18 protein-coding genes and 1 riboswitch are annotated in these 21,097 nt (G+C 56.9%); of the genes, 11 read left to right on the forward strand and 7 right to left on the reverse strand.

What is annotated here, in order from left to right; translation table 11 throughout:
* Positions 1 to 31: 31 nt before the first annotated feature.
* The 3 genes from pta to ACR0AY_RS08545 all read right to left on the reverse strand — a co-directional run bounded on the left by pta (position 32) and on the right by ACR0AY_RS08545 (position 2,645).
* Positions 32 to 1,039, reverse strand: a complete 1,008-nt coding sequence (gene pta / locus ACR0AY_RS08535) for a phosphate acetyltransferase (protein ID WP_170511674.1) — start codon at positions 1,037 to 1,039, stop codon at positions 32 to 34.
* 194 nt (positions 1,040 to 1,233) lie between these two features.
* On the reverse strand, positions 1,234 to 1,944 hold the full coding sequence (locus ACR0AY_RS08540) for an aspartate/glutamate racemase family protein (RefSeq protein WP_170406943.1): 711 nt from the start codon (positions 1,942 to 1,944) through the stop codon (positions 1,234 to 1,236).
* Complete coding sequence (locus ACR0AY_RS08545) at positions 1,941 to 2,645, reverse strand: GntR family transcriptional regulator (protein ID WP_170511676.1); 705 nt, start codon at positions 2,643 to 2,645, stop codon at positions 1,941 to 1,943. The genes ACR0AY_RS08540 and ACR0AY_RS08545 overlap by 4 nt, the downstream gene beginning before the upstream one ends.
* Before the next feature lie 111 nt (positions 2,646 to 2,756).
* On the opposite strand from ACR0AY_RS08545, the gene ACR0AY_RS08550 reads away from it, so the two are divergent.
* A complete protein-coding gene (locus ACR0AY_RS08550; protein WP_170511677.1) occupies positions 2,757 to 4,451 on the forward strand; it encodes a thiamine pyrophosphate-binding protein in 1,695 nt (564 codons plus the stop codon).
* On the opposite strand, the gene ACR0AY_RS08555 is transcribed toward ACR0AY_RS08550, so the two are convergent.
* On the reverse strand, positions 4,412 to 5,332 hold the full coding sequence (locus tag ACR0AY_RS08555; RefSeq protein WP_170511679.1) for a LysR family transcriptional regulator: 921 nt from the start codon (positions 5,330 to 5,332) through the stop codon (positions 4,412 to 4,414). The genes ACR0AY_RS08550 and ACR0AY_RS08555 overlap by 40 nt on opposite strands.
* A gap of 96 nt (positions 5,333 to 5,428) precedes the next feature.
* On the opposite strand from ACR0AY_RS08555, the gene ACR0AY_RS08560 reads away from it, so the two are divergent.
* From ACR0AY_RS08560 to ACR0AY_RS08585, 6 genes are all read left to right on the forward strand, one after another.
* Positions 5,429 to 6,562 (forward strand): enolase C-terminal domain-like protein, encoded by a 1,134-nt coding sequence (locus tag ACR0AY_RS08560; protein ID WP_170511682.1) that lies wholly within the window; start codon positions 5,429 to 5,431, stop codon positions 6,560 to 6,562.
* Entirely contained in the window at positions 6,559 to 7,809 is a 1,251-nt protein-coding gene (locus ACR0AY_RS08565) for an NAD(P)/FAD-dependent oxidoreductase (RefSeq protein WP_170511683.1), read from the forward strand. The genes ACR0AY_RS08560 and ACR0AY_RS08565 overlap by 4 nt, the downstream gene beginning before the upstream one ends.
* Positions 7,810 to 7,861: 52 nt before the next feature.
* Complete coding sequence (locus tag ACR0AY_RS08570) at positions 7,862 to 8,836, forward strand: TRAP transporter substrate-binding protein (protein WP_170511685.1); 975 nt, start codon at positions 7,862 to 7,864, stop codon at positions 8,834 to 8,836.
* 70 nt (positions 8,837 to 8,906) lie between these two features.
* Positions 8,907 to 9,440: a TRAP transporter small permease gene (locus tag ACR0AY_RS08575; protein ID WP_170406962.1), complete on the forward strand. Its 534-nt coding sequence runs from the start codon at positions 8,907 to 8,909 to the stop codon at positions 9,438 to 9,440.
* Positions 9,441 to 9,444: 4 nt separating this feature from the next.
* Positions 9,445 to 10,758, forward strand: coding sequence for a TRAP transporter large permease subunit (locus ACR0AY_RS08580; protein WP_170393803.1), 1,314 nt, complete (start codon positions 9,445 to 9,447; stop codon positions 10,756 to 10,758).
* A 6-nt stretch (positions 10,759 to 10,764) separates the two neighbouring features.
* On the forward strand, positions 10,765 to 11,697 hold the full coding sequence (locus tag ACR0AY_RS08585) for a hypothetical protein (RefSeq protein ID WP_480454006.1): 933 nt from the start codon (positions 10,765 to 10,767) through the stop codon (positions 11,695 to 11,697).
* Positions 11,698 to 11,727: 30 nt separating this feature from the next.
* Here ACR0AY_RS08585 and ACR0AY_RS08590 read toward each other — a convergent pair whose 3' ends face one another.
* On the reverse strand, positions 11,728 to 13,044 hold the full coding sequence (locus ACR0AY_RS08590) for a UDP-glucose dehydrogenase family protein (RefSeq protein ID WP_480454008.1): 1,317 nt from the start codon (positions 13,042 to 13,044) through the stop codon (positions 11,728 to 11,730).
* A 581-nt stretch (positions 13,045 to 13,625) separates the two neighbouring features.
* On the opposite strand from ACR0AY_RS08590, the gene ACR0AY_RS08595 reads away from it, so the two are divergent.
* Complete coding sequence (locus ACR0AY_RS08595; protein WP_170511689.1) at positions 13,626 to 16,628, forward strand: AAA family ATPase; 3,003 nt, start codon at positions 13,626 to 13,628, stop codon at positions 16,626 to 16,628.
* On the opposite strand, the gene ACR0AY_RS08600 is transcribed toward ACR0AY_RS08595, so the two are convergent.
* Both ACR0AY_RS08600 and ACR0AY_RS08605 read right to left on the reverse strand, forming a co-directional pair.
* Positions 16,625 to 18,286, reverse strand: a complete 1,662-nt coding sequence (locus ACR0AY_RS08600; RefSeq protein WP_480454010.1) for a peroxidase family protein — start codon at positions 18,284 to 18,286, stop codon at positions 16,625 to 16,627. The genes ACR0AY_RS08595 and ACR0AY_RS08600 overlap by 4 nt on opposite strands.
* Before the next feature lie 18 nt (positions 18,287 to 18,304).
* Positions 18,305 to 19,372 (reverse strand): catalase family protein, encoded by a 1,068-nt coding sequence (locus ACR0AY_RS08605; RefSeq protein ID WP_170422551.1) that lies wholly within the window; start codon positions 19,370 to 19,372, stop codon positions 18,305 to 18,307.
* A 119-nt stretch (positions 19,373 to 19,491) separates the two neighbouring features.
* On the opposite strand from ACR0AY_RS08605, the gene ACR0AY_RS08610 reads away from it, so the two are divergent.
* The 3 genes from ACR0AY_RS08610 to ACR0AY_RS08620 all read left to right on the forward strand — a co-directional run bounded on the left by ACR0AY_RS08610 (position 19,492) and on the right by ACR0AY_RS08620 (position 21,079).
* Complete coding sequence (locus tag ACR0AY_RS08610) at positions 19,492 to 19,647, forward strand: hypothetical protein (RefSeq protein ID WP_170422553.1); 156 nt, start codon at positions 19,492 to 19,494, stop codon at positions 19,645 to 19,647.
* Positions 19,631 to 19,838, forward strand: a riboswitch (cobalamin riboswitch). Its footprint overlaps the gene before it by 17 nt.
* Positions 19,839 to 19,940: 102 nt before the next feature.
* Positions 19,941 to 20,297, forward strand: coding sequence for a DUF1636 family protein (locus ACR0AY_RS08615; RefSeq protein WP_170511693.1), 357 nt, complete (start codon positions 19,941 to 19,943; stop codon positions 20,295 to 20,297).
* Positions 20,294 to 21,079: an ABC transporter ATP-binding protein gene (locus tag ACR0AY_RS08620; RefSeq protein ID WP_170511695.1), complete on the forward strand. Its 786-nt coding sequence runs from the start codon at positions 20,294 to 20,296 to the stop codon at positions 21,077 to 21,079. The genes ACR0AY_RS08615 and ACR0AY_RS08620 overlap by 4 nt, the downstream gene beginning before the upstream one ends.
* The last annotated feature ends 18 nt before the right edge of the window (positions 21,080 to 21,097 follow it).

Consider the following 21,097-nt stretch of genomic DNA (forward strand, 5'->3'; position numbering starts at 1 on the left):
CCTGCGCGATAAAGCAGGCGGGCTGCCGAGTTTAGGGTTCGCGCGCCTGCAGGATGGTCACCGCGATGATCTGCGTCACATCTTCCGCGCTGCATCCGCGCGATAGATCATTGGCCGGTTTGGCGAGCCCCTGCAAAACCGGACCGATCGCCAGATAACCGCCCAGCCGTTGAGTCATCTTGTACCCGATATTTCCGGCATCCAGATTAGGGAAAATCTTGACGTTCGACTGACCCGCGACCGAGGACCCGGGGGATTTTCGCTCACCAATCGACGGCACGAAGGCGGCATCGAATTGCAGCTCTCCATCCACATTCAACTCTGGGTGTTTCGCCCGCAAAATTTCTGTCGCGTTGACGACCTTGTCCACCGCTGGGTGTTGGGCGCTGCCTTTTGTTGAGAAACTCAACATCGCGATCTTTGGCTCTTCCTGCAGCAATGCCCGCGCGGACACCGCTGAAGCGGCTGCAATGTTTGCCAGTTCTTCGGATGTCGGATCGATCACCAAGCCGCAGTCAGAATAGAGCATGGCGCGCGCGCCTTCAGCAGCGGCCTCCGGCGGGTACATCAGGAAGAACGAGGATACCATTCCAGCATCGGGCTTCATTCCAATAACCTGGATGGCAGTTCTGACCACATCGCCTGTGGTATGGACCGCCCCACCTACGGTTCCAGTCGCGTGCCCCATCCGCACTAGCATAGCTGCGTAGACCAGCGGCGATTCTGCGGCCTTGCGCGCCTTGGCTTCATCGACACCTTTGTGTTTGCGCAGAGAATGATACTCGGCCGCAAAATCGTCAGTCAGTTCCGAATGCGCAGGATCATGGATGGCAATACCGTCCTCGGCTGAGCCACCCTCTGCCGCTAGCGCGGCTTCGACTTCGGCCTTGGGTCCGACGAGAATAATATCTGCCAGACCAGCCTTATGGGCAGCCAATCCTCCGGCAACGATGCGCGGATCGGCGCCTTCGCTCAGCGCAACAACAGGGCGGATTTCCGAGGCGCTGGCGGCCAACAACTCGATCGGTGTTTTCGTCATGCGTCTCGGTTCCTGAACTGTTGTTAAGTGGTGTCAGAACAGGTCACCTTGAGGTTGACGATGGTCGTTTTGGCGCTGTTCCGATTTCGTTTCTTGATTGCTTGGTTCCTGGTCACCGTCAAGCTGTTGCCGTTAGGTCCAGAATCGCCATCTGGCTATAGACGACGGCTACTCTGGACTTACGGGTCACTTGATCAGAACCTCGTCGGGTTCAGCCCGGCCTGAAACCAGTTGATGAAGGTGACGATAGAAAACACAGGCAAACCGGTCGCTTGCTGTATGTCCGCCGCGTAAGGGCACATGTTTGTACATTCCAGTACAATTGCACCAAGGTCGGGATTTCCCGCCTGCAGCGCAAGCGCTGCTTCGACATTGTCGTCGCGGGCTTTGTCCACATCCAGCGCCAATGCGTTTCTGAGGATCGCGGTTGTGAATTCGCTGCCGCCTTCGGTGGTGCCAATCGGAGTGCCGTCGGGGACCCGTGCCTTTCGCAGGTGCTCATCTGTAAGTGTTGAGGCAGAGATTGTTAGAATTCCGGCGCGCTTTCCTGCAGGAAGGACACGGTTCACCATATCGACCTGCATCATCGAGGACGTCGCGACCGGCACCGGCACTGCCTCGGCCAATTCATCCTGAAACAGCGAAAGAAAGCCGCAATTGGTGGTGATCCCGTCCACCCCGTCTTTTACAAGCTCCCGAGCCGCATCAATGAACGCTCCAAGCATTCCTTCGGCCCCTTTGCGGACCACAAGATCAGGCGAAGCGTCGCGTACGATGCGATAGAGAACGGGAAACGGCCATGTCTGCGCGTTGCCCATATCACCGGGAATACGCGGAAAATGTGCGTCCAACATCAGGATGCCGACAGATGCGCCGTATATGGATTTTCCGCCCTGCGCGATCATGACTGCGCCTCCTGAATGATGCGGGTCGAGATATCGTCCGACCCTTCCATATAGATGCTTGATATCCCATGGCGCACCGCGTCCTGCACCTGATCCATCCGCTTGTTGATATGGGTGCCCAAAGCCTGCGCGGCCTCATCAGCGTCGCGGTTCATCAAGGCCTGCATGACGCGCTTATGTTCGTCTTTTGAGCGTTGGACCCGGTCCAGACTCATGGAAATCCATCGGATATAGCGAATGCGCTCATTAATCCGCATCAGGGTTTGCAGCAATTCCATGTTGCCAGACAGCCGGGCGATGACCAGATGAAATGCTTCATCTCGCGTGACGGCCTCTTCAACGGTAAGCCCGGTGATATCGATACCCGTCGCATAAAGTTCGTCGTGAAGCGCCTGCAGTTGTTCTGTGGTGGCCTTGGTGCACGCTGCGCGGACGGCGGCGGTTTCGATGATTTGGCGCAGCTCGAACAGGTCAAAAATGCTTTGGGCATCCAATGGGCGGCAAAAGAAACCCTGTCCCGGGCGGAAGTCGAACAAACGTTCGGCGACCAGCCGGTTCAGTGCTTCGCGCAAAGGGGTGCGGCTGACGCCCAGCTCCTTCGACAGGGCGACTTCGTTCAAACGATCGCCGGGACGCAGGCGGAATGAAACCGCCATGGCCTTCATCTGATCGTAGATATCATCAACGCGTGGACCTGCCATTGGTATTGCCTTTTGGTCGTTGCCCCACAGGTGCCACAGGCCAGTCTTGAAATCAATATACAAAACTGTATACAGGTCTGTGTGCAGATTGGATCGAGGGAGTCGCCGACCATGACAGGAACGAATTACCTGACCGGAGCCGAGGCAATGGTCCGTATGCTTGAGGCGCATGGCGTGAAGCACATGTTCGGCCTATGTGGTGATACAACCTTGCCATTCTATGATGCGCTATCTCGGATGGATCACGGTATTCAGCACATTCTGACGCGGGATGAACGTCATGCGGCCTACATGGCGGATGGTTATGCAAGGGTGACAGGTAAGCCGGGTGTCTGCGAAGGCCCGTCTGGAGGCGGGGCGACATACATCCTACCTGGGGTGGTCGAAGCCAACGAAAGCTCGGTTCCTATTCTTGCGATCACCTCGGATGTGGCAACAACCAGCAGAGGCAAATACCCACTGACTGAGTTGGATCAGCCGACGCTGTTCAAACCGTTGGCCAAGTGGAACGCTTCGTTGGATGATGCCACGCGATTGCCGGCCATGGTTCGCGCGGCATTCCGTGCAATGACCACCGGAACACCTGGGGCCACACATCTTGCCTTGCCCTTCGATACTCAGAAAGCGCCGGTGGACGAGGCAGAGATCTGGGCGGATGCAAGACATCGCAGCTATCCGGCGGAACGTGCAGGCCCCGACATGGATGCGGTCGAGGCGGCAGCAGAGATACTTTCAAAGTCTAAATCCGCTGTAGCCGTTTGTGGCGGTGGACCCGTTCTATCAGGGGCAAGCGACGCACTGCGCCGGGTTGCGGGACTGTTGGATATGCCTGTCGCCACGACCGTGTCGGGGCAGGGCTCGATTGCCGAGACAGACCCGCTCGCGCTTGGTGTTGTCGGGTCGAATGGCGGGGTGCCTGCCACCCGCGCTGTGGTAGATGCGGCGGATGTCGTTCTGTTCATCGGATGTCGCGCAGGATCCGTCACGACCGAGCGCTGGAGAAGCCCTGCGCGCGATGCCACCATCATTCATATCGACAGTGACCCGATGGTGATCGGAGCCAACTATCCGACCGAAGTCGCTATTTGTGCCGACGCGCGTCTCGCGCTGGAAGCATTGGCGGACGCATTGGCGGCACGCCAAGACCTGCCCAGGCTGGGCGGGGCGGTCAAATCAAACGCGGCATGGGCGGCCAAATTGGCTGCGTTCGCCCCGCTTGCAGCCAGCCGAGAAACGCCGATCCGGCCCGAGGCTGTCATGGCTTCGCTAATGGATATCCTGGATGATGATGCGATTGTTGTCGCTGATCCCGGCACGCCATGCCCATATTTCAGCGCGCATTACCGCTGGCGGACACCGGGGCGGCATTTCATCACTAACCGGGCGCATGGGGCGTTGGGGTATTCATTGGGTGCTGCAATGGGTGCGCATATTGGGCGGCCTTCGGTCAAAACCTTGTCGGTGATGGGTGACGGCTCATTCGGCTTTGCCTGTGGTGAGTTCGAAACCATGGTGCGGCACAACATGCCGATCACCTCAATTGTATTCTCGAACTCGGTCTTTGGCTGGATCAAGGCCGGACAGGACGCAGGGTTTGGGCAGAGATACTACAATGTTGATTTCAACCGCACCGACCACGCCGCTGTTGCAAGCGCCTTTGGTGTGAAATCATGGACTGTCAAAGATCCCGAAGACCTGTCCAAAGTTCTGAAACAGGCTGTCGAGCATGATGGCCCGACATTGGTCGACATTTACTCACAACCGCTTCACGAGGCCGCTGCACCGGTTTCGGAATGGGTGGCATAAGAGGCGATCGAAGGGGTTAGCTGAGCCAGAAAATCCTGTGCAATCGTTGATAGGGGTCGCCCTTTCGCGGTGATAATGGCCAGATCAAGCATCACAGCCGGTCGGAAGGGGCGGGTTTGATACCCGCTCTCGTCGTCAAAGGTGACAGTGAAGGGATCGATCATCGCGACCCCCATACCCTGCTTGACGAAACTCAGCAGGTTTTCTGACAGATGGGTGTGAATCTGGGTCCGCCAGGCGCGCCCTGCAGATTGGAAGATGTCCCGAGTTCGTCGGTGGGTTTGATGCTCTGGCCCCATTACGATGAATGGTTCATTTTCAAGAATTTCAGGTGTGAGCACATCATAGTCCGCCAATGGGCTGGTTTCCGGAAAAGTCGCCAGCGTTTCGAATTGAAAGACCTGATAGTTCAGTGTGTCATGCAGAATGGGCATCTCGACAATGCCTATCTCAAACAGGCCTGAGATGACCCACTCCTGAATCTTCGACGAATATTGCGACTGAAAGCTCACCGACAGGTTCGGGCGGCTTTCGGCGAACCGCGCAATCTCGCGCGGCATGAAACCGAACGACAGCAGATGTGGGGCAGCGACCTGCAATTGACCCGGATGCTTGTTCTGCAGATCCGTGACCGCCTGCGCCACGTGATCCAGCCCCCGAACAACCGTATCAACCTCGCGGTATAGAAGTTCAGCTTCTGGCGTGGGCAGCAACCGGCCTTTGTTGCGTTCAAACAGCGGCAAACGCGCTTCGCGCTCCAGCTGTGCCAACAGATTGCTGATCCCGGGCTGTGAAATCCCAAGCACTGAGGCCGCACCCGTGACAGTGCCGGTTTCCATGATGGCGTGAAAAGCCTGTAGCTGACGAAATCGCAGGGACATCGCTATAGTATCATTTTTCCTGATGACCTCTAGATAATATAGTATTTGAAATGATATCCCCGTCAAGGCAGGCTTCGGCCATTGGCAGAGGGTGCAATGGGCGATCTGACACAGAAAATAATCGGCTATGATCTCTGGCATCTTGAGTTGCCCGTGACGTCTCGCCGTGATCATGGCATCGGGTCCGTCGAAGGAATATGCGAAGTAGTCGTCCTGCGGCTGAGATCCGAGGACGGCAATGAAGGATTTGGAGAGGCCTCTCCCTGGTCTGTCTTCACGGGCACCCCAGAGGCCACTTATGCAGCCCTTGATCGCTATTTGCGCCCTCTTGTGGTTGGAGCCAGAGTGGGTGATCGTTCAGCGATCATGGCACAGGCAGCTTATGTCGTGGCTCATTGCACCGAGGCGAAAGCTGCATTGGAAACCGCTTTGCTGGATCTTGCGGGCAGAATCAGCGGGGTTCCTGTTTGGTCTCTGCTGGGCGGGAAGTGCCGTGGAACCATTCCACTCAGTTGCTCAATTGCGAACCCGGATTTTGCTCAGGATGTTGAGCTGCTGTCACAATTGCAGGCCGATGGCGTTCGGATTGTAAAGCTCAAGACCGGGTTCAAGGATCACGCCTTCGATATCATGCGGTTGGAGTATCTCGCGCAGAACCATCCGGATTTCAGGGTTCGTGTTGATTACAATCAGGGGCTAAGTATCGAGGATGCACCGGCACAGGTTCGCGATGTTGCGCAATTCGCTCCGGATTTCATTGAGCAACCTGTCCGCGCTCATCAATTCAGCATGATGGGCAAGTTGCGACAGATGATTGACGTCCCACTTCTAGCTGATGAGAGCGTCTTTGGCCCCGAAGACATGGAACGGGCAGCGCGTGACGGTATCTGTGACGGGGTTTCAGTGAAAATCATGAAATCCGGTGGCCCGACACGAGGCCAGACTGTTGCCCGTATCGCTGCAGCACATGGTCTGACAGCCTATGGCGGTGATATGTTCGAGGCCGGATTGGCGCATCTGGCAGGCACACATATGATTGCTGCAACACCTGAGATCACGTTGGGCTGCGAGTTCTATCAAGCCTCCTACTTCCTGAAAGAAGACATTCTTGAAAGCCCCTTCCAAGTAAGCAGCGGCGAAGTTGTAGTTCCTGACGCACCCGGCCTCGGCAACAGGCCTGATGTAACCAAGCTTGAGCATTATGCAGTGGCCAAGGCGGTGGGGGCATGAGCGAGAAGAAGACCATAGCGATCATCGGCGCTGGGATTGTTGGCGTTTCAGCCGCAATCTGGCTGCAGCGGGATGGTCACGAGGTAATCCTGATCGACAAGGCCGGACCGGGAGAGGGCACCTCGCACGGCAATGGGGGCGTATTGGCGTCATGCTCGATTGTTCCGGTGACTGTTCCAGGGCTGCTCCGGAAGGCGCCCAAAATGCTGCTCAGCCCGTCACAACCGTTGTTTCTGAGATGGGGGTATCTTCCAAAGCTGATTCCTTGGCTAACAAAATATCTGAGTCATGCGAATGCATCAGATGTGGAACGCATCGCGTCAGCTTTGACGCCAATTGTTGGCGATAGCCTGAACGACCACAAAGCGCTGGCCGAGGGCACAGGCGCTGAAAAATGGATCGTGCCGTCTGACTATCTGTTCCTGTACAACGACCGCGCGCATTTCAAAGATGATGCGTTTGGCTGGGACATTCGGCGCAGGAACGGATTCACATGGGACGAATTGGAAGGCCCTGCCTTTCACGCCTATGATCCGGTCTATAGTGAAGACATTGGATTTGCGGCGAAGCTTTCGAATCATGGCCATATCACGGATCCAGGTCGGTACGTCAAAGATCTGGCGGCGTATGTCGAGGCACATGGGGGCACAATCCTACGTGCAGCGGTCGATGCCGTTGTTCAGGAAAATGGTCGCGTAACCGGTATACGGGCGGCAGGCGAAACCATCGCGTGTGATACGGCAATTGTAACTGCGGGCGTTTGGTCGGGGCCTTTGGCCAAGCGTTTAGGCATTTCTGTTCCCCTTGAAACCGAACGCGGCTATCATCTTGAATTGGTGGAGCCTTCTGCCATGCCGCGCAGTCCGGTCATGGTGGTTTCCGGCAAATTTGTCGCCACACCGATGGATGGCCGCATTCGTTTGGCTGGCATCGTGGAATTTGGCGGTCTTGATGCGCCACCCTCACGCGCGCCGTTTGAATTGATGCGCAAGAATGCCCGGATGGCCTTCCCGGGTTTGACATGGAAGGAGGAAGTGGAATGGATGGGGCACCGCCCAGCACCAACTGACTCGATCCCGATTATCGGTGAGGCTCCGGGGATTAGCGGTGCGTATATGGGCTTTGGGCACCATCACATTGGCCTGACAGGCGGGCCGAAAACGGGGCGACTTCTGGCCCAGATGATTGCGGGCAGAACACCGAACACTGACATGAGCGTCTACGCGCCCTCGCGTTTCGCAACATAGAAATGACTGGCGAAGAACGCCGGCGTCTCAAAACTCAACAGGGAGAAACATGATGAAAAAACTGACAAGCCTTCTGGCGGTAACCGCTCTGACAGCTACCGCGGCCGCACCTGCAATGGCCGAGAAATGGGATATGCCGATGGCCTATTCGGCATCGAATTTCCATTCGGCCACCGGCGCGGAGTTCGCCAAATGTGTGACCACCGGCACTGGTGGTGAGATTGAGATTGTCACACACCCGTCCGGGTCGCTGTTCAAAGGTGCCGACATCAAGCGTGCGATCCAGACCGGGCAAGCCCCGATTGGTGAGCGTCTGCTGTCTGGGCACCAGAACGAAAACGCGCTGTTCGGCTTTGATTCCATCCCGTTCCTGGCCACGTCATTTGATGATAGCGCCAAGCTTTGGGATGCCGCCAAGCCTTCGATTGAAAAGCTGTTGGCTGAACAGAACCTGACCCTGCTTTATGCAGTGCCGTGGCCTCCGCAAGGGCTTTATTTCAAGAACGAAGTGAACTCGGTTGCGGATATGGAGGGGATCAAGTTCCGCTCCTACAACAACGCCACCTCACGCCTGGCCGAACTGACTGGGATGCTGCCCGTCACCATCGAGGCGGCTGAGATTAGCCAGGCCTTTGCCACCGGAGTAGCGGATTCCATGGTATCGTCCGGGTCGACCGGCTATGACCGGAAGGTCTGGGAAAGCCTGAACTACTTCTATGAAGTGGATGCCTGGCTGCCGCGCAACTACGTGATGGTCAACTCAGACGTCTGGGCCGGTGTCTCGGATGCGAACAAGAACGTCATCAAAGGCTGTGCGGAACTGGCCGAGTATGCAGGTAACTGGCGCGCCAAGGAATATACCGGCTTTACGCTTCAGGGTCTGCGCGATGGCGGCATGACAGTTGGTCCTGCATCCGAACAGATGACGAATGAGCTGAAAGAAATCGGCGTCACCATGACCAACGAATGGCTTGAGGCCGCCGGAGACGAAGGCAAAGCTATCGTCGACGCGTTCAACTCTCAGTAACCATTCGAATGCGGGCGGCAGTTCATCCTGCCGCCTGCTCTCAATCCACAATAAACGCAGCGGGGACAGCATGGCGGCAATGCGAGGGCTCAGGTCCGTACTGGATTTCATTTATCTGGCAGCAGGGGTTCTGGCGGCGCTCAGCCTGATTGCCATTCTGGTGCTCATTGTGGTGCAAATGCTGGCCCGTTGGACCGGCGAAGTTTTTCCCGGCGCGCCGGATTATGCTGGATACGCGATGGCCGCTGCGTCTTTTCTGGCCTTCGCCAACGCCCTGAACCGAGGCAGCCATATTAGAGTCTCCATTCTCCTGAATGCGGTTCCCGATGGCTTTCGCAGAATTCTGGAAATCTGGTGCTTTGCGATTGGTTCGGCGGTCATGTGGTATTTCTGCTGGTATGCCTATCGCTTTGTGTACTGGAGCTGGAAGTTCAACGATATCAGCCAGGGGCAAGATAAAACCGCCCTTTGGATACCGCAATCTACCATGCTGATCGGAGCGGTCATTCTGGCCATCGCGCTGACCGATCACCTGTTCCATGTCCTGTTCAAGGGTGATCACCGCATCACCCGTGATCTGGCCGATCAGAGCCACGGAGAGTAAGAGCATGGAAAATATATCCGTTATTATCCTCTTCCTCTTTGTCCTTTTCACCTTGCTGGGCACCGGTGTCTGGGTCGGGCTGGCCCTGATGGGCGTCGCCTGGGTCGGGATGGAGCTGTTCACGACACGCCCGGTGGGTGATGTGATGATCACGACGATCTGGTCGGCGTCCTCTTCCTGGACGCTGACCGCCTTGCCTATGTTCATTTGGATGGGCGAAATCCTCTACCGAACCCGATTGTCCGAAGACATGTTCAAAGGCCTGTCGCCGTGGATGGCACCTTTGCCCGGAGGGCTGGTTCACACGAATATCGTAGGCTGTACGGTGTTTGCCGCGGTATCGGGGTCATCTGCCGCGACGTTGACCACGGTTGGCAAGATGTCGATCCCGGAACTGCGAAAGCGCAACTATCCCGAACGCATGGTCATCGGCACGCTGACCGGCGCGGCAACACTTGGGCTAATGATCCCACCGTCACTGACGTTGATCGTGTACGGCGTTACGATCAACGAGTCCATCACCAAGCTGTTCTTTGCAGGCATCCTACCCGGTCTTGTGCTGGCTGCCATGTTCATGGGCTATGTCGCCATCTATTCCAAAGTTGGCAAAGACTGGAACCCCAACGATGAGAGCAAGTTGACCTTTTCCGAAAAGGTTAAGAACTCCCGCTTTCTGTTGCCAGTGATCCTGCTGATCATGGTGGTAATCGGATCGATGTATCTGGGTTATGCTACGGCGACCGAGGCGGCGGCTTTCGGTGTGATTGGCGGACTGCTACTGGCAGCAGGGCAGGGATCGTTGAACTGGAAGACCTTCACTGAAAGTTTGATGGGCGCAACCCGCACCAGTGCGATGATTGCGCTGATCCTAGCGGGTGCTGCGTTCCTGTCATTGTCGATGGGTTTTACCGGCCTGCCGCGCGGGCTTGCGGATTTGATCGCGGGCTGGGAACTGACCCGGTTCGAGCTGCTCATGGTTCTGCTGGTTTTCTACGTCATTCTGGGCTGCTTCCTTGATGGGATTTCTTCGGTCGTGCTGACTATGGCTGTTGTCGAGCCTATGATCCGGGACGCCGGGATCGATCTGATCTGGTTCGGGATCTTCATCGTGGTCGTTGTCGAGATGGCGCAGATCACACCGCCTATTGGTTTCAACCTGTTCGTGATGCAGGGCATGACTAACCATGAAATGAGCTATATCGCCCGCGCTGCGATCCCGATGTTCCTGATCATGGTGCTGATGGTGTTCGTTCTGATCTGGTTCCCCGAGTTGGCGACGTGGCTGCCCGAAAACCTGCGACAAAGCCCCGGTGGGTAGACTCCGTTGAACCCGCTTCACCTCGTGGCGCGTCACGGCCCATATGTGTTGGTATCGGGCCTTGCCGCAGGCCTTCTGCTGCCGGGGCTGGCCGCACCGATGCGGCCTCTATTGCCGCCCTTGGTCATGCTCCTGCTGTTTTTGACGCTGCTGCGAATGCAGCCGGGGGCCATTGTGGGTTCGCTGGTTGACCTGCGAAAAGTTGCGGGAACGATTGCCGCCTTTCAATTGGTTTTGCCGTTGTCTGTCGTTGGGATTGGAATTGCCTGCGGATGGACCGGTTCGCCAGTTTTTTTGGCATTGCTTGTCATGGCTGCAGCCCCATCAATATCTGGCAGCCCCAATATGTGCCTGATGATGGGCTATTCTGCGGAACCGGCGATGCGACTAGTCGTGGTTGGAACGGCTGTTTTGCCACTGACCGCGTTACCGATCTTTTGGCTGATGCCGGAATTGGGTGATCTCAGGGCGGTCCTGATGACCGCGCTTCGGCTTTTTCTTACCATCACAATAGCAATTCTCGCGGCTGTCATATTGCGCCGCACGGTGCTGCGCCAACCTTCAAAGTCTACGCTTTTGAACGTGGAAGGTGCGGCAACGATTACTCTGTCCGTTTTCGTTGTTGGCCTGATGCCATCATTGAGCGCAACCGCACTTGTGGACCCACGTTTCGCGCTGTTCTGGATCGCGTTTGCCTGTCTGATCAACTTTGGGGCTCAGGTTGTCTCATTCCAATTCACACGAACTCGAATGCCCGGTGCCGAGGCTACGGCGGTGTCTCTGATCGCCGGAAACCGGAACATCGCGATATTCTTCGTGGCACTGCCACCTGAAGTGACCGCGCCGATCATGGTGTTCATCGGGGCCTATCAGATACCGATGTATCTGACGCCGCTGATCATGCGCCGACTGTATCAGACGGCTGCCACAACCAGCTGATTTGGGCCAGAGGCATTGGCGGTGCCAGCCCTAACGCTGATCCCCAACCCCGACGCCGACATAGGTTTCAAATCCCGATCCCAGAACCATCGTGGACGAGTAGATATTACGCAAGTCGACCATTCGGGGGGATCTCATAGCCTCTGCCAGCTCGCTCAGGTTCAGGGCGCGGAACTCGTTCCATTCTGTCAGCAAGACAACAACGTCCGCATCTTTGGCCGCGGCGTAGGGATCATCCATCCACTCGACGCCAGGAAGCAGCGCTTCCCCCTCGGCACGGCCTTGCGGATCGACAACGCGGACCTGGGCACCGCCACCGATCAGGGCGGGAACGATGGTCAGGGAAGGTGCGTCGCGCATGTCATCGGTGTTGGGCTTGAAAGTCACACCCAGAACCGCCACGGTCTTGCCATTGAAGCTGTCATCGCAGGCATCCCGGATCTTCTCGATCATCCGCTTCTTGACCTCATCGTTTACACGAATGACGGTTTCGGTGATCTGCATCGGGTGGGCAAAATCCTGTCCGATCCGGGCAAGTGCAGCGGTGTCTTTCGGAAAACACGAGCCGCCATAGCCAGGGCCTGCGTGCAGAAACTTGTTGCCGATCCGCCCATCCAGACCAATACCGCGCGCCACCTCTTTGACGTCGCCGCCTGCCCGCTCGCAAAGACCGGCGATTTCATTGATGAACGTGATTTTGGTCGCCAGGAATGCGTTCGCCGCGTATTTGATCATCTCGGCGCTTTCTAGATCAGTGGTCAGGATCGGAAAGTCACGCAGATAAAGCGGGCGGTAAATCTCGGCCATGACATCCGCCGCTCGTTCGCTTTCGACCCCTACGACAACACGATCCGGGCGCATAAAATCATCAATTGCAGCGCCCTCGCGCAGGAATTCGGGGTTTGATGCGACGTCGAATTCCGCCTTCGGATTTGCACCCGAGACAACTTCATGAACCTTGCGGTTGGTGCCGACCGGGACAGTCGATTTGGTTACGACAACCGTATAGCCGGTGATGGCATGAGCGATTTCTTCGGCGGCGGCCATCACATAAGTCAGATCAGCGTGCCCGTCCCCGCGTCTCGTAGGTGTGCCCACCGCGATGAACACCGCGTCCGCGCCGTCGACCGCAGCGGCCAGGTCGGTGGTAAAGGTCAGGCGGCCAGCAGCCACGTTCTTGGCCATGAGCACATCAAGGCCCGGCTCGTAAATCGGCACCTCTCCATTCTGAAGCATCTTGATCTTGCGATCGGATTTATCGACGCAAATCACATCATGGCCAAAGTCCGAAAAGCAAACCCCGGACACCAAACCGACATATCCGGTGCCAATCATCGCAATGCGCATTTATCGAATTCCTTCTTTTGGGTTTCGCCAATGGCGCATTTCCTGGTCTCTTTCAACCGCTGAACTAAGAGCTTTTGGGGCTCGATAATTACAACCGCCTAGGCATTGCCGGCTTGCTTTCGACAACAGCTCGGCACTTCTGAGGTGTTGCGGGCGATAGGGCAAAATCATCAGACTGTCTCTTGGCGACCGAATATGCTTGTTGTGGTGAATTGTTCAAGTGCTGTTCGTGGCTTGCGTTGAACTGGCTATCTGGTCTCGGCGAAGAACGGCGTGTTGCGATCAAGATTCGTTGCCAGATCGGATTTTCGACGATGGCATTCGTTCGACCGCTGGCGCGCATTCTCAATCCTACATGTAATATCAGGCACTTCTTCGCTTCAGCAAGCGTTGGGCATAGCCAGAATGCGAAGCTTCATATAGTCTCACAATCAGTTTTCGTGGTGTCGAGCGGCGGTGCGAGCAATCTGTTAATTATTTTAAGGCTTCGCGATGGGGGGCATGTTCTCGTTATTGGGTTCCGGGGAAGGCGTTGGCCTTAAATCTCCACGCCGCATGAGCGCCGGTCGCGGAGCGCGCTGATGGTGCTGCACCCCACCGGCCCGGAAACTGATCTTGGCGCGATGGAGCACCGCCATCTGACTGTCATGATGGTGGATCTTGTCGAGTCCACGGTATTGGCTCAAATGCTTGAGCCCGAAGATTTGCTGTCTACGACATTACGTTATCATAAACTGGTCGAACAAATTGCCGTTGAGTTCGGGGGCAGGGTGCTGCAGATCGTGGGCGACGGTATCCTCGTCGCCTTTGGTTGGCCTGCTGCGTCTGAAAATAATGCCGAGCGCGCTCTACGCGCTGCGCTGCGCATCCATACTGATCTGCCCGCAATGGCGGGTCCGCTCGATCTCAGGTGCCGGATTGGGATCGCATCCGGCGTAGTGCTTGTCGGGGACATCGCGCTTGGGACCAATATTCAGCCCGACGCGATTTTTGGATCGACGCTAAATCTTGCGGCACGTCTTCAGTCGTTGGCAACCCCCGGTGGAACAATGGTTTCTGCGGCAACACGAGCGCTTGGGGCCGAACAAATGGAGTTCGAGCCGCAAGGCGTTCAGAACCTCGCGGGGTTCGACCGGCCTGTTCCAGTTTATCGATTGACCGGTGAAGGCAAGGATCAGGCACGCCGCCATAACCGCACCCCGTTGCTTGGCCGCAAAGCCGAACGCGGACAACTCCGCCGCGCGTGGAAAGATGTGGACGCTGGAAGAGGGCGGGTGATTCACATATTGGGTGAGGCAGGGATTGGCAAATCGCACCTGATCCGTGATCTGCGTTCGTCGGTCGGGCCGCAGGCATGGGTGACCTATCACTGCAGCCCGTTCCATGTCAGCACACCGTTCTTTCCCTTCATATCACAGGTCGAACGGTGGTGCGGCATCCACAATCAGGACGATATTGCCGCGCGTCGCAACCGGTTGTCAGAACATCTGAGCGATATTCTGGACGACGCGCAACTTCGCACGCTGTATTTCATTCTTGCCCCGGGCCCCGGCGACAGCGGGACGACCAGTGAGGACGAACTGCGCGCGCAGCTGAGTGACATATTCATCCGCGTCTACCAAAAACTCAGCCGAGAGGGGCCGGTGCTTGTCGTGGTTGAGGATATGCAATGGGTCGACCCATCGACCCTTTCGGTGCTGCGCGACGTGGCCGAGCATCTGACATCACTTCCCGTCCTGATGTTGATGGTTTCGCGGATGCCGGCGCCATCAGCGATCAAAGAGAGCATACCGTCTCTTGAGCAATTGTCGCTTCCACCGCTCGATGATGCGACATCGTCAGAACTGGCCAAGGCGGCCTCGGGTGAGCGCCTTGACGACCGCACCACGGCGCAGATTTTGGCGCGCGGCAATGGTGTGCCCCTTTTCATCAAGGAGTGCTCTGCCGCCATCGCTGCGTCGCCTGAACGTATCGTGGACAACATTCCCGCCACGTTGCATGACCTCCTGGCGCAACAGGTGGACGAGGTCGGAGAACTCCGACGTGCCGCGATCGAGGCCGCTGTTATAGGTGGTGCCTTTGGGGCACCTTTGCTGGCTCAGATCAGTGAACTGACTGAAGACGAGTCCGAAGACGCGATCTTTGGGCTCGCCGCCACGGGTATTTTGCAACATCTGCCCGGCGCGAATGACGACGCAGAAATGATCTGGCGGTTCCGCCATGAATTGGTGCGTGAGGCGGCATATCAAAGCCTTGTGCGGGACCGTCGCATTCATTTGCATCGACGCACGGCAGAAGCCCTTGCCGCCCAACCGGAAGCCGCCCGACAGCCTGAACAAATAGCGCGGCACTGGGAACTGGCCGGTGAAACAACGAAGGCGGTGGCCGCCTGGTCGGAGGCCGCGCGGCTGAACCTGAGGCGCCACGCAAATCGCGAAGGGGCTCAGCATGCCCGAAACGGATTGCGGCTGTTGGACGAGTTGCCCGCAGACCAACGAGATAAAGCTGAATTGAACTTGCAATTCCTTCTGGCCGCTGCCGAACGCGTGCATGTCGGTTATGGTGCCGAGCCCGCAATCGATGCCTTTGGGCGCAGTTTTGAACTGGCTGAAAAGCTGGGCGACAGACGTACTCTTGTGCGCGCGGGCAGGGGTCTGTTTACCGCTGCAATGGTCAAAGGTGATTACCAGAACGCCGAGCAATGGGGGCAAGCGATCATCGATGCGTATGACGATCACCACACCCGAATGGTCGGAAACTACATCTGTGGGGCCGCGCTATCCCCGCGCGGTCGGTTTCAGGATGCGGCAGCAGCTCTGGAACAAGCGGCGTCTCATGCGGATGCGCATCGCGCCGAAGCTGGAAACAGCCCCGATATTGCAGCCGTGATACAAATCGAGAGTATGAGCGCGCTGGTTGACAGCTTTCAGGGCAAAACTGAGGCGGCACTCGCCAAAGCCAAGCGGGCAGTTGACGCCGCGATGGCGTCGGGCCAGCCCTTGATCATCGCAAATGCAATGCATTGGTTGACCGAAATCCACATGCAGATGGACCACCCGGATTATGCGCGTATGGCCAAGGCGCTGAGCGCGGCTGTTCAGGACAAGGGCGGCCCTTATTACCAAGCTGTTGCGACGGCCCATCTTGCCGGGGCTGCCATCAGAACCGGCGAGGCCACAGAGGGCGTGGCCATGCTGCAGGCCGCTTGGGGAAGGATGCACGCAACGGGTGCCGAGGCGGCTGGCGTGCTCGTTAACGCCGAGCTCGCACGGGGCTATCTTGCTCTGGGTGAGATTCAGAAAGGGTTGGATGCGGTGGAGGCTGGTCTGACATGTGCAGAAAACACTGACGAGCGGAACTATGAGGCCGAAATCCACCGGATAAAGGCGGCTCTTCTACTGGAACAAGGTAGTCCGTTCGACGCGGCTGAGGCGGCTTTGCGTGAAGCTATAGCCGTGGCAAATGATCAGGGCGCGGCGCTGTATGAATTGCGCGCGCTGAGTGATCTTGCCTGCATCCGGCCAGCCGATACGGAAGTTGCCGCGCGGATTGCTGAGCTGGAAGAGCGCGCGGTCGCGTCTTAGGTCCCGCCGGGACGTCGACCTAAAGTGCAGTCTTCGGGTTGCAGGTCCAAGCCAACAAAACGCGCCACCTGCGAGAATGACGAAGTTTTCTTCAACAACTGAAAACCCTTCTCTGAAAAAGTCTCAGCTGAGTACAAGTTTTTGGACACCATCGGGTTGTTCATAAGCTGCGTGATCGCGTCATACGCCACCATCGATGTCATCAGATCGCCCATGATCACATCGCCCTTGTGCTGTTCCGCAAAGAGACCAGGGAACAACTCGACCCTATTGACGTCGCAATAGAGCCGGCTCAGGTCGGCAATCAATTCGTCCGCAAACGGCTGATCACCAACCATCTCAGTAAAGCTTGAATGCGGTTTGCGGCAGAAATGATGACGATAAGTGTTCAGCGACGGAAGACGCGCCTTACGCGTCAGGGCAATTGTAGCTTCGACAGGGGCAGGAGCACCGGGCGCAGGCCTTTGGAACAGGAAATCGGGCGTGTTGCGCAGCGACATGCGGGCCGCAGGTTGGCGCGACAATGATCGGATCATTTCCGCCAAACCTGTTTGTTCGACCAGTCGTGGATTGAATCTGAACCCCTCCGGGCCAACCTGTGCGCCGTCGATTATGAATCGCTCGGGGATCATCGAATGCCAGCGGTAGAGCAAATTGAACTCAATCGCGATCTGGTTGGAATGATGCCACGGTTGCCAGCGATTGACGCCAACGGGTAGTTTGAAAGGCATATTGGCGATGTGGGCGATGTAGTCCTCAAGCACAAGCTTGATCAGCAATGCGATCAAGGTGCAGCGTGTAGTCTGGAACACACGCTCTTTATCCCAGCCTGATATGCCGCGCTTTTCGCGCCACAACAGATCGGCAAAGGTGTTATGGGCGCGCAACATCAGTGTATTGATCGCGATATAGCCTATGGTACCATTGCCATTATCGAGCCCGGTTGCATGAAAATCGAGCAGTAGCTGGTCAATCGCGTGATCGCTGAGACCCGGATGCGCCCGTTTCACCGCATTCCACAGCTTGCAGGGATCGTGCAACGGCTTTCCGCAATTCTCGCCAGTGGCGAGACTGCCATCAAAAGGGGGTGCTAGCTTAACACCACCGGATTGGTTTTTTTGAAACAGCTTCGGAGCCCACATCTCGCCCTGTGTATCCAGACGAAAGGCCAGCCGGTGCGTTAGTTCATTGGTATCGGGATCGCGTTCGCGCAGCATGTCGGTCTGAAAATCGTTCAGCCCGTAGATTTGGCACAGATCGACTTCGTGGTTCGAATCCGTCTGATCAACCGGTCCTTTCGCCCCAAAGGTGCGAAGGAAACTGTCGGTAAACCATTGTGCGGCCGAGATAAACAATAGTGTCGATCCTTGCGGGCACATCAAGGTAAGCGGGCTGCCATCCATTTGTGTCCGTCGGCGAAAGAGATCAGCAACTTCGCTTTCCGACGGCAGGACGGGTGAGAGGTCTTCTGGCGTCGTATGCCGACCGATCCAGCGATGGGAAAACACGCCGGGCCATGTCGTGTAGTCTGCGCCCATTGTATAGGGCCGCGGTCGGTGGATCTTCGCGGCGTTTGCAAGCCTGATCGCGGCCAAATAACTCGTAACGGGTGGGGAGATCTTGAATCCGAGTTTGATCAGATCATCAACGTCCAGCATCAATACATCTCCGTTTGGTCATCGGTTCGGGAACCGGGCGCGGGCCAGGCTCAGATAGGTTCTGAGCCGGATCGCATTAATCGGTCCTAAAGGTTCGTGATCTGCCGTGACACGCCAGGGCGAGAAGCTCATCGCGTCGCCATTCTGCGGATCAAATTCTGCACCTTTGGGAATCGTGATATCCGCCACGGGCGTGACGGTATGATGGTACGGATCAAGAGGTGCATCTGGTTGCGGATCGCATGCCCACCGGATGCGATTGTCTAGCACATCGAATTCGTCGGCCGGGCGCGGGGGCTCAATCACACACAGCTCGAAGTGATTATCTCCATCGGCCACGTCTTGCCGCAAACACTGCCCGATCCCATCTGGGTCGTCTACCGGATGTGCCGGAACTTTTGGTTTAGCGCTGCGGGCTAGGTATCGGACTGTTAGATCGGGGCCCAGCCGATACGGTGTTGTCGACCAGAAATGGACCTCAAAAGGCGAGTGCATATAGTTCGAGGCGAAATCACTCGCGACGCGAAACTGACGCTTGCCTTCACGAGTGAGGAAGGCTCGAAATCCTGCGCGCAGCCCTTTGGTGATCAACCTAAGGCTCCATTTTCGTCGCCCTTTGATCGCGTGCTGGACCGCTTGTAATGTGGCGACAAGCCTGCCCAATCGCTCATATTCATCGGGGACGTAGCTGGGAAACACATCCTGATCGACCAATACAAAATCGAACTCGTCGCTGAGTTGTGTGGTCCCCAGATGCGCAAGTGCTTCGGCGTCGATCAGCTTGGGGCCAGGCACGTCAAAAAGCTTGATCGCCATCCCGTGGGCATCCGATTTCCGGTCATCCAGATGCGCGCCGTTGGAAAAGCGAAGTGCGGCTGAATAGGCTGCGGGCTGTTCAAACAGGCCGTGACGGAACTGTTCTGGTAGATCGTTTCTGACGGTGAATATTGCAGCCACACACCCGTGACTGCGCCCATGCTGAGCCCTTAAGCGATGGCCTTTCCACCGTGCAACGGCCTCGAGATTGTGGTCAATGACATCATCAACAATATCCGGCGGCAATGCGTTTTGCGAAACATGTGTCAAAGAACCGTCTCCTTGGATAAACCCAGGCAATGATCAAACAGGGGTAAGGTGCTGACAAAGCTAAACCTCTAAATTTGTTCAGCTTACCTCAGATTGTCTAATTTCCAAACACACCAACTATGGACAACCGTGGCCAGACAAATTCGGCGCGCAGCCCAAGCTATTCGGTTGGTGCTTCGGACACGTGGTTGGCGGCGCTCGATCCTCGACCAGAGTTGGGTGCCTTCGACTTTATCATTGACGTGTCCGGTGTTCTCGGGCACTCAATCGATTGATGGTTCCCGGTGGCGTTGCCGCGGGATGAAAAGGGAATACGGTGAGGCTTGCCAAAAGGTGCCAATTCCGTAACTGCCCCCGCAACTGTAAGCGGTGAGCAAGGCCAAACAGCCACTGGTCCACAGGATCGGGAAGGTTGGCCGAGCGCGGACCCGCAAGTCAGGAGACCTGCCATCAGATGTTTAACCAACCCGGGGCGGGGCGTCCTGGAAGGAGGCTTTGATGGCACGTCAAACACGTGTTTACATAACCGGCAGCTTCCGCATGTGCTTGGAAACAAGTGGAGTGGACCATGCCAGATACGCCTGATCATTTCATTCTGGTTTGCCAAAGTTGCGCTGATGGGCAGCCCGTTGATGCGATTTGCGACGCATTGGCCGATAAATTGCCTTTTGGCTTTGCAATCCGCGCGTCGGCTTGCATGGCAGGCTGCGATAGCCCCAGAACGGTCGGATTTCAGGCCGTAGGTAAGGCCCAATACCTTTTTGGCGGCATTCAGACCGCGGATGAGGTGCAGGCCCTGGTCGAGTTTGCGGCGCAATACCGTGAAAGCCCGGATGGCTGGACAAATGCCACTGACCGCCCGCGGGCGTTGTTCAGAAAGACCCTCTCGCGCATGCCGCGGATTGAACAGGGGGCGTTGGAATGACGATGCCATCCTTTCTGGTTGCCGAAAATCTAGAGTATTACGCCCTTAACGGCGATGTCCTGCTGCGGGGCGTCTCGTTCGAGTTGGGCGAGGGGGCCATTCTGGCCATCGCCGGCCCGAACGGGGCGGGAAAAACGACACTTCTCAATCTCTTGTGCGGTGCTGAGCCGTTGGCGCTTGGCGATGTTCGGATCAAAGGGCGCAGCCTGAAACAGCTCTCTGCCAAAGAACGTGCGCGCACGATTGCCGTGGTCGGTCAGCAGGAACTACCCGACGGACGCTTGGCGTTACGCGATTATGTTGCGCTGGGGCAAATACCCATCCGTGCGGACCGCTCAGCCGAAGGTCACGCGCATGAGTTGGATCGGATTCTCGACCTGACCGGCCTTGCCAATTTGGCAGGCAAACGCATGGCTCAGCTGTCCGGAGGCGAACGTCAGCGCGCCCATATCGCGCGTGCGTTGGCGCAGAATCCGTCCTTGCTGTTTCTGGACGAACCGACCAACCATCTGGATCCCGATGCGAAGGGACGGATGCTGTCTCTGGTCGCCGAGCTTGGGATCACCGTCGTGATGATCGTGCACGATCTGGTCATGATCCCCGAATTCGCCACCCATGTGGCGCTGATGAAATCCACCCGCATGATCGGATTTGGCTTGGTGAATGAGGTGCTGACACCTGAACGGGTCCGCGAAACCTTTGGCGTTGATTTCCTCTGCTTTCACCATGAAGGCCGCGTGATCCCTGCGCTTGATATTCGAAGAACCACAGTCTCAACTTAATCAAAGGAACACACTGGG

It is taken from the genome of Ruegeria sp. A5 (assembly GCF_056543005.1).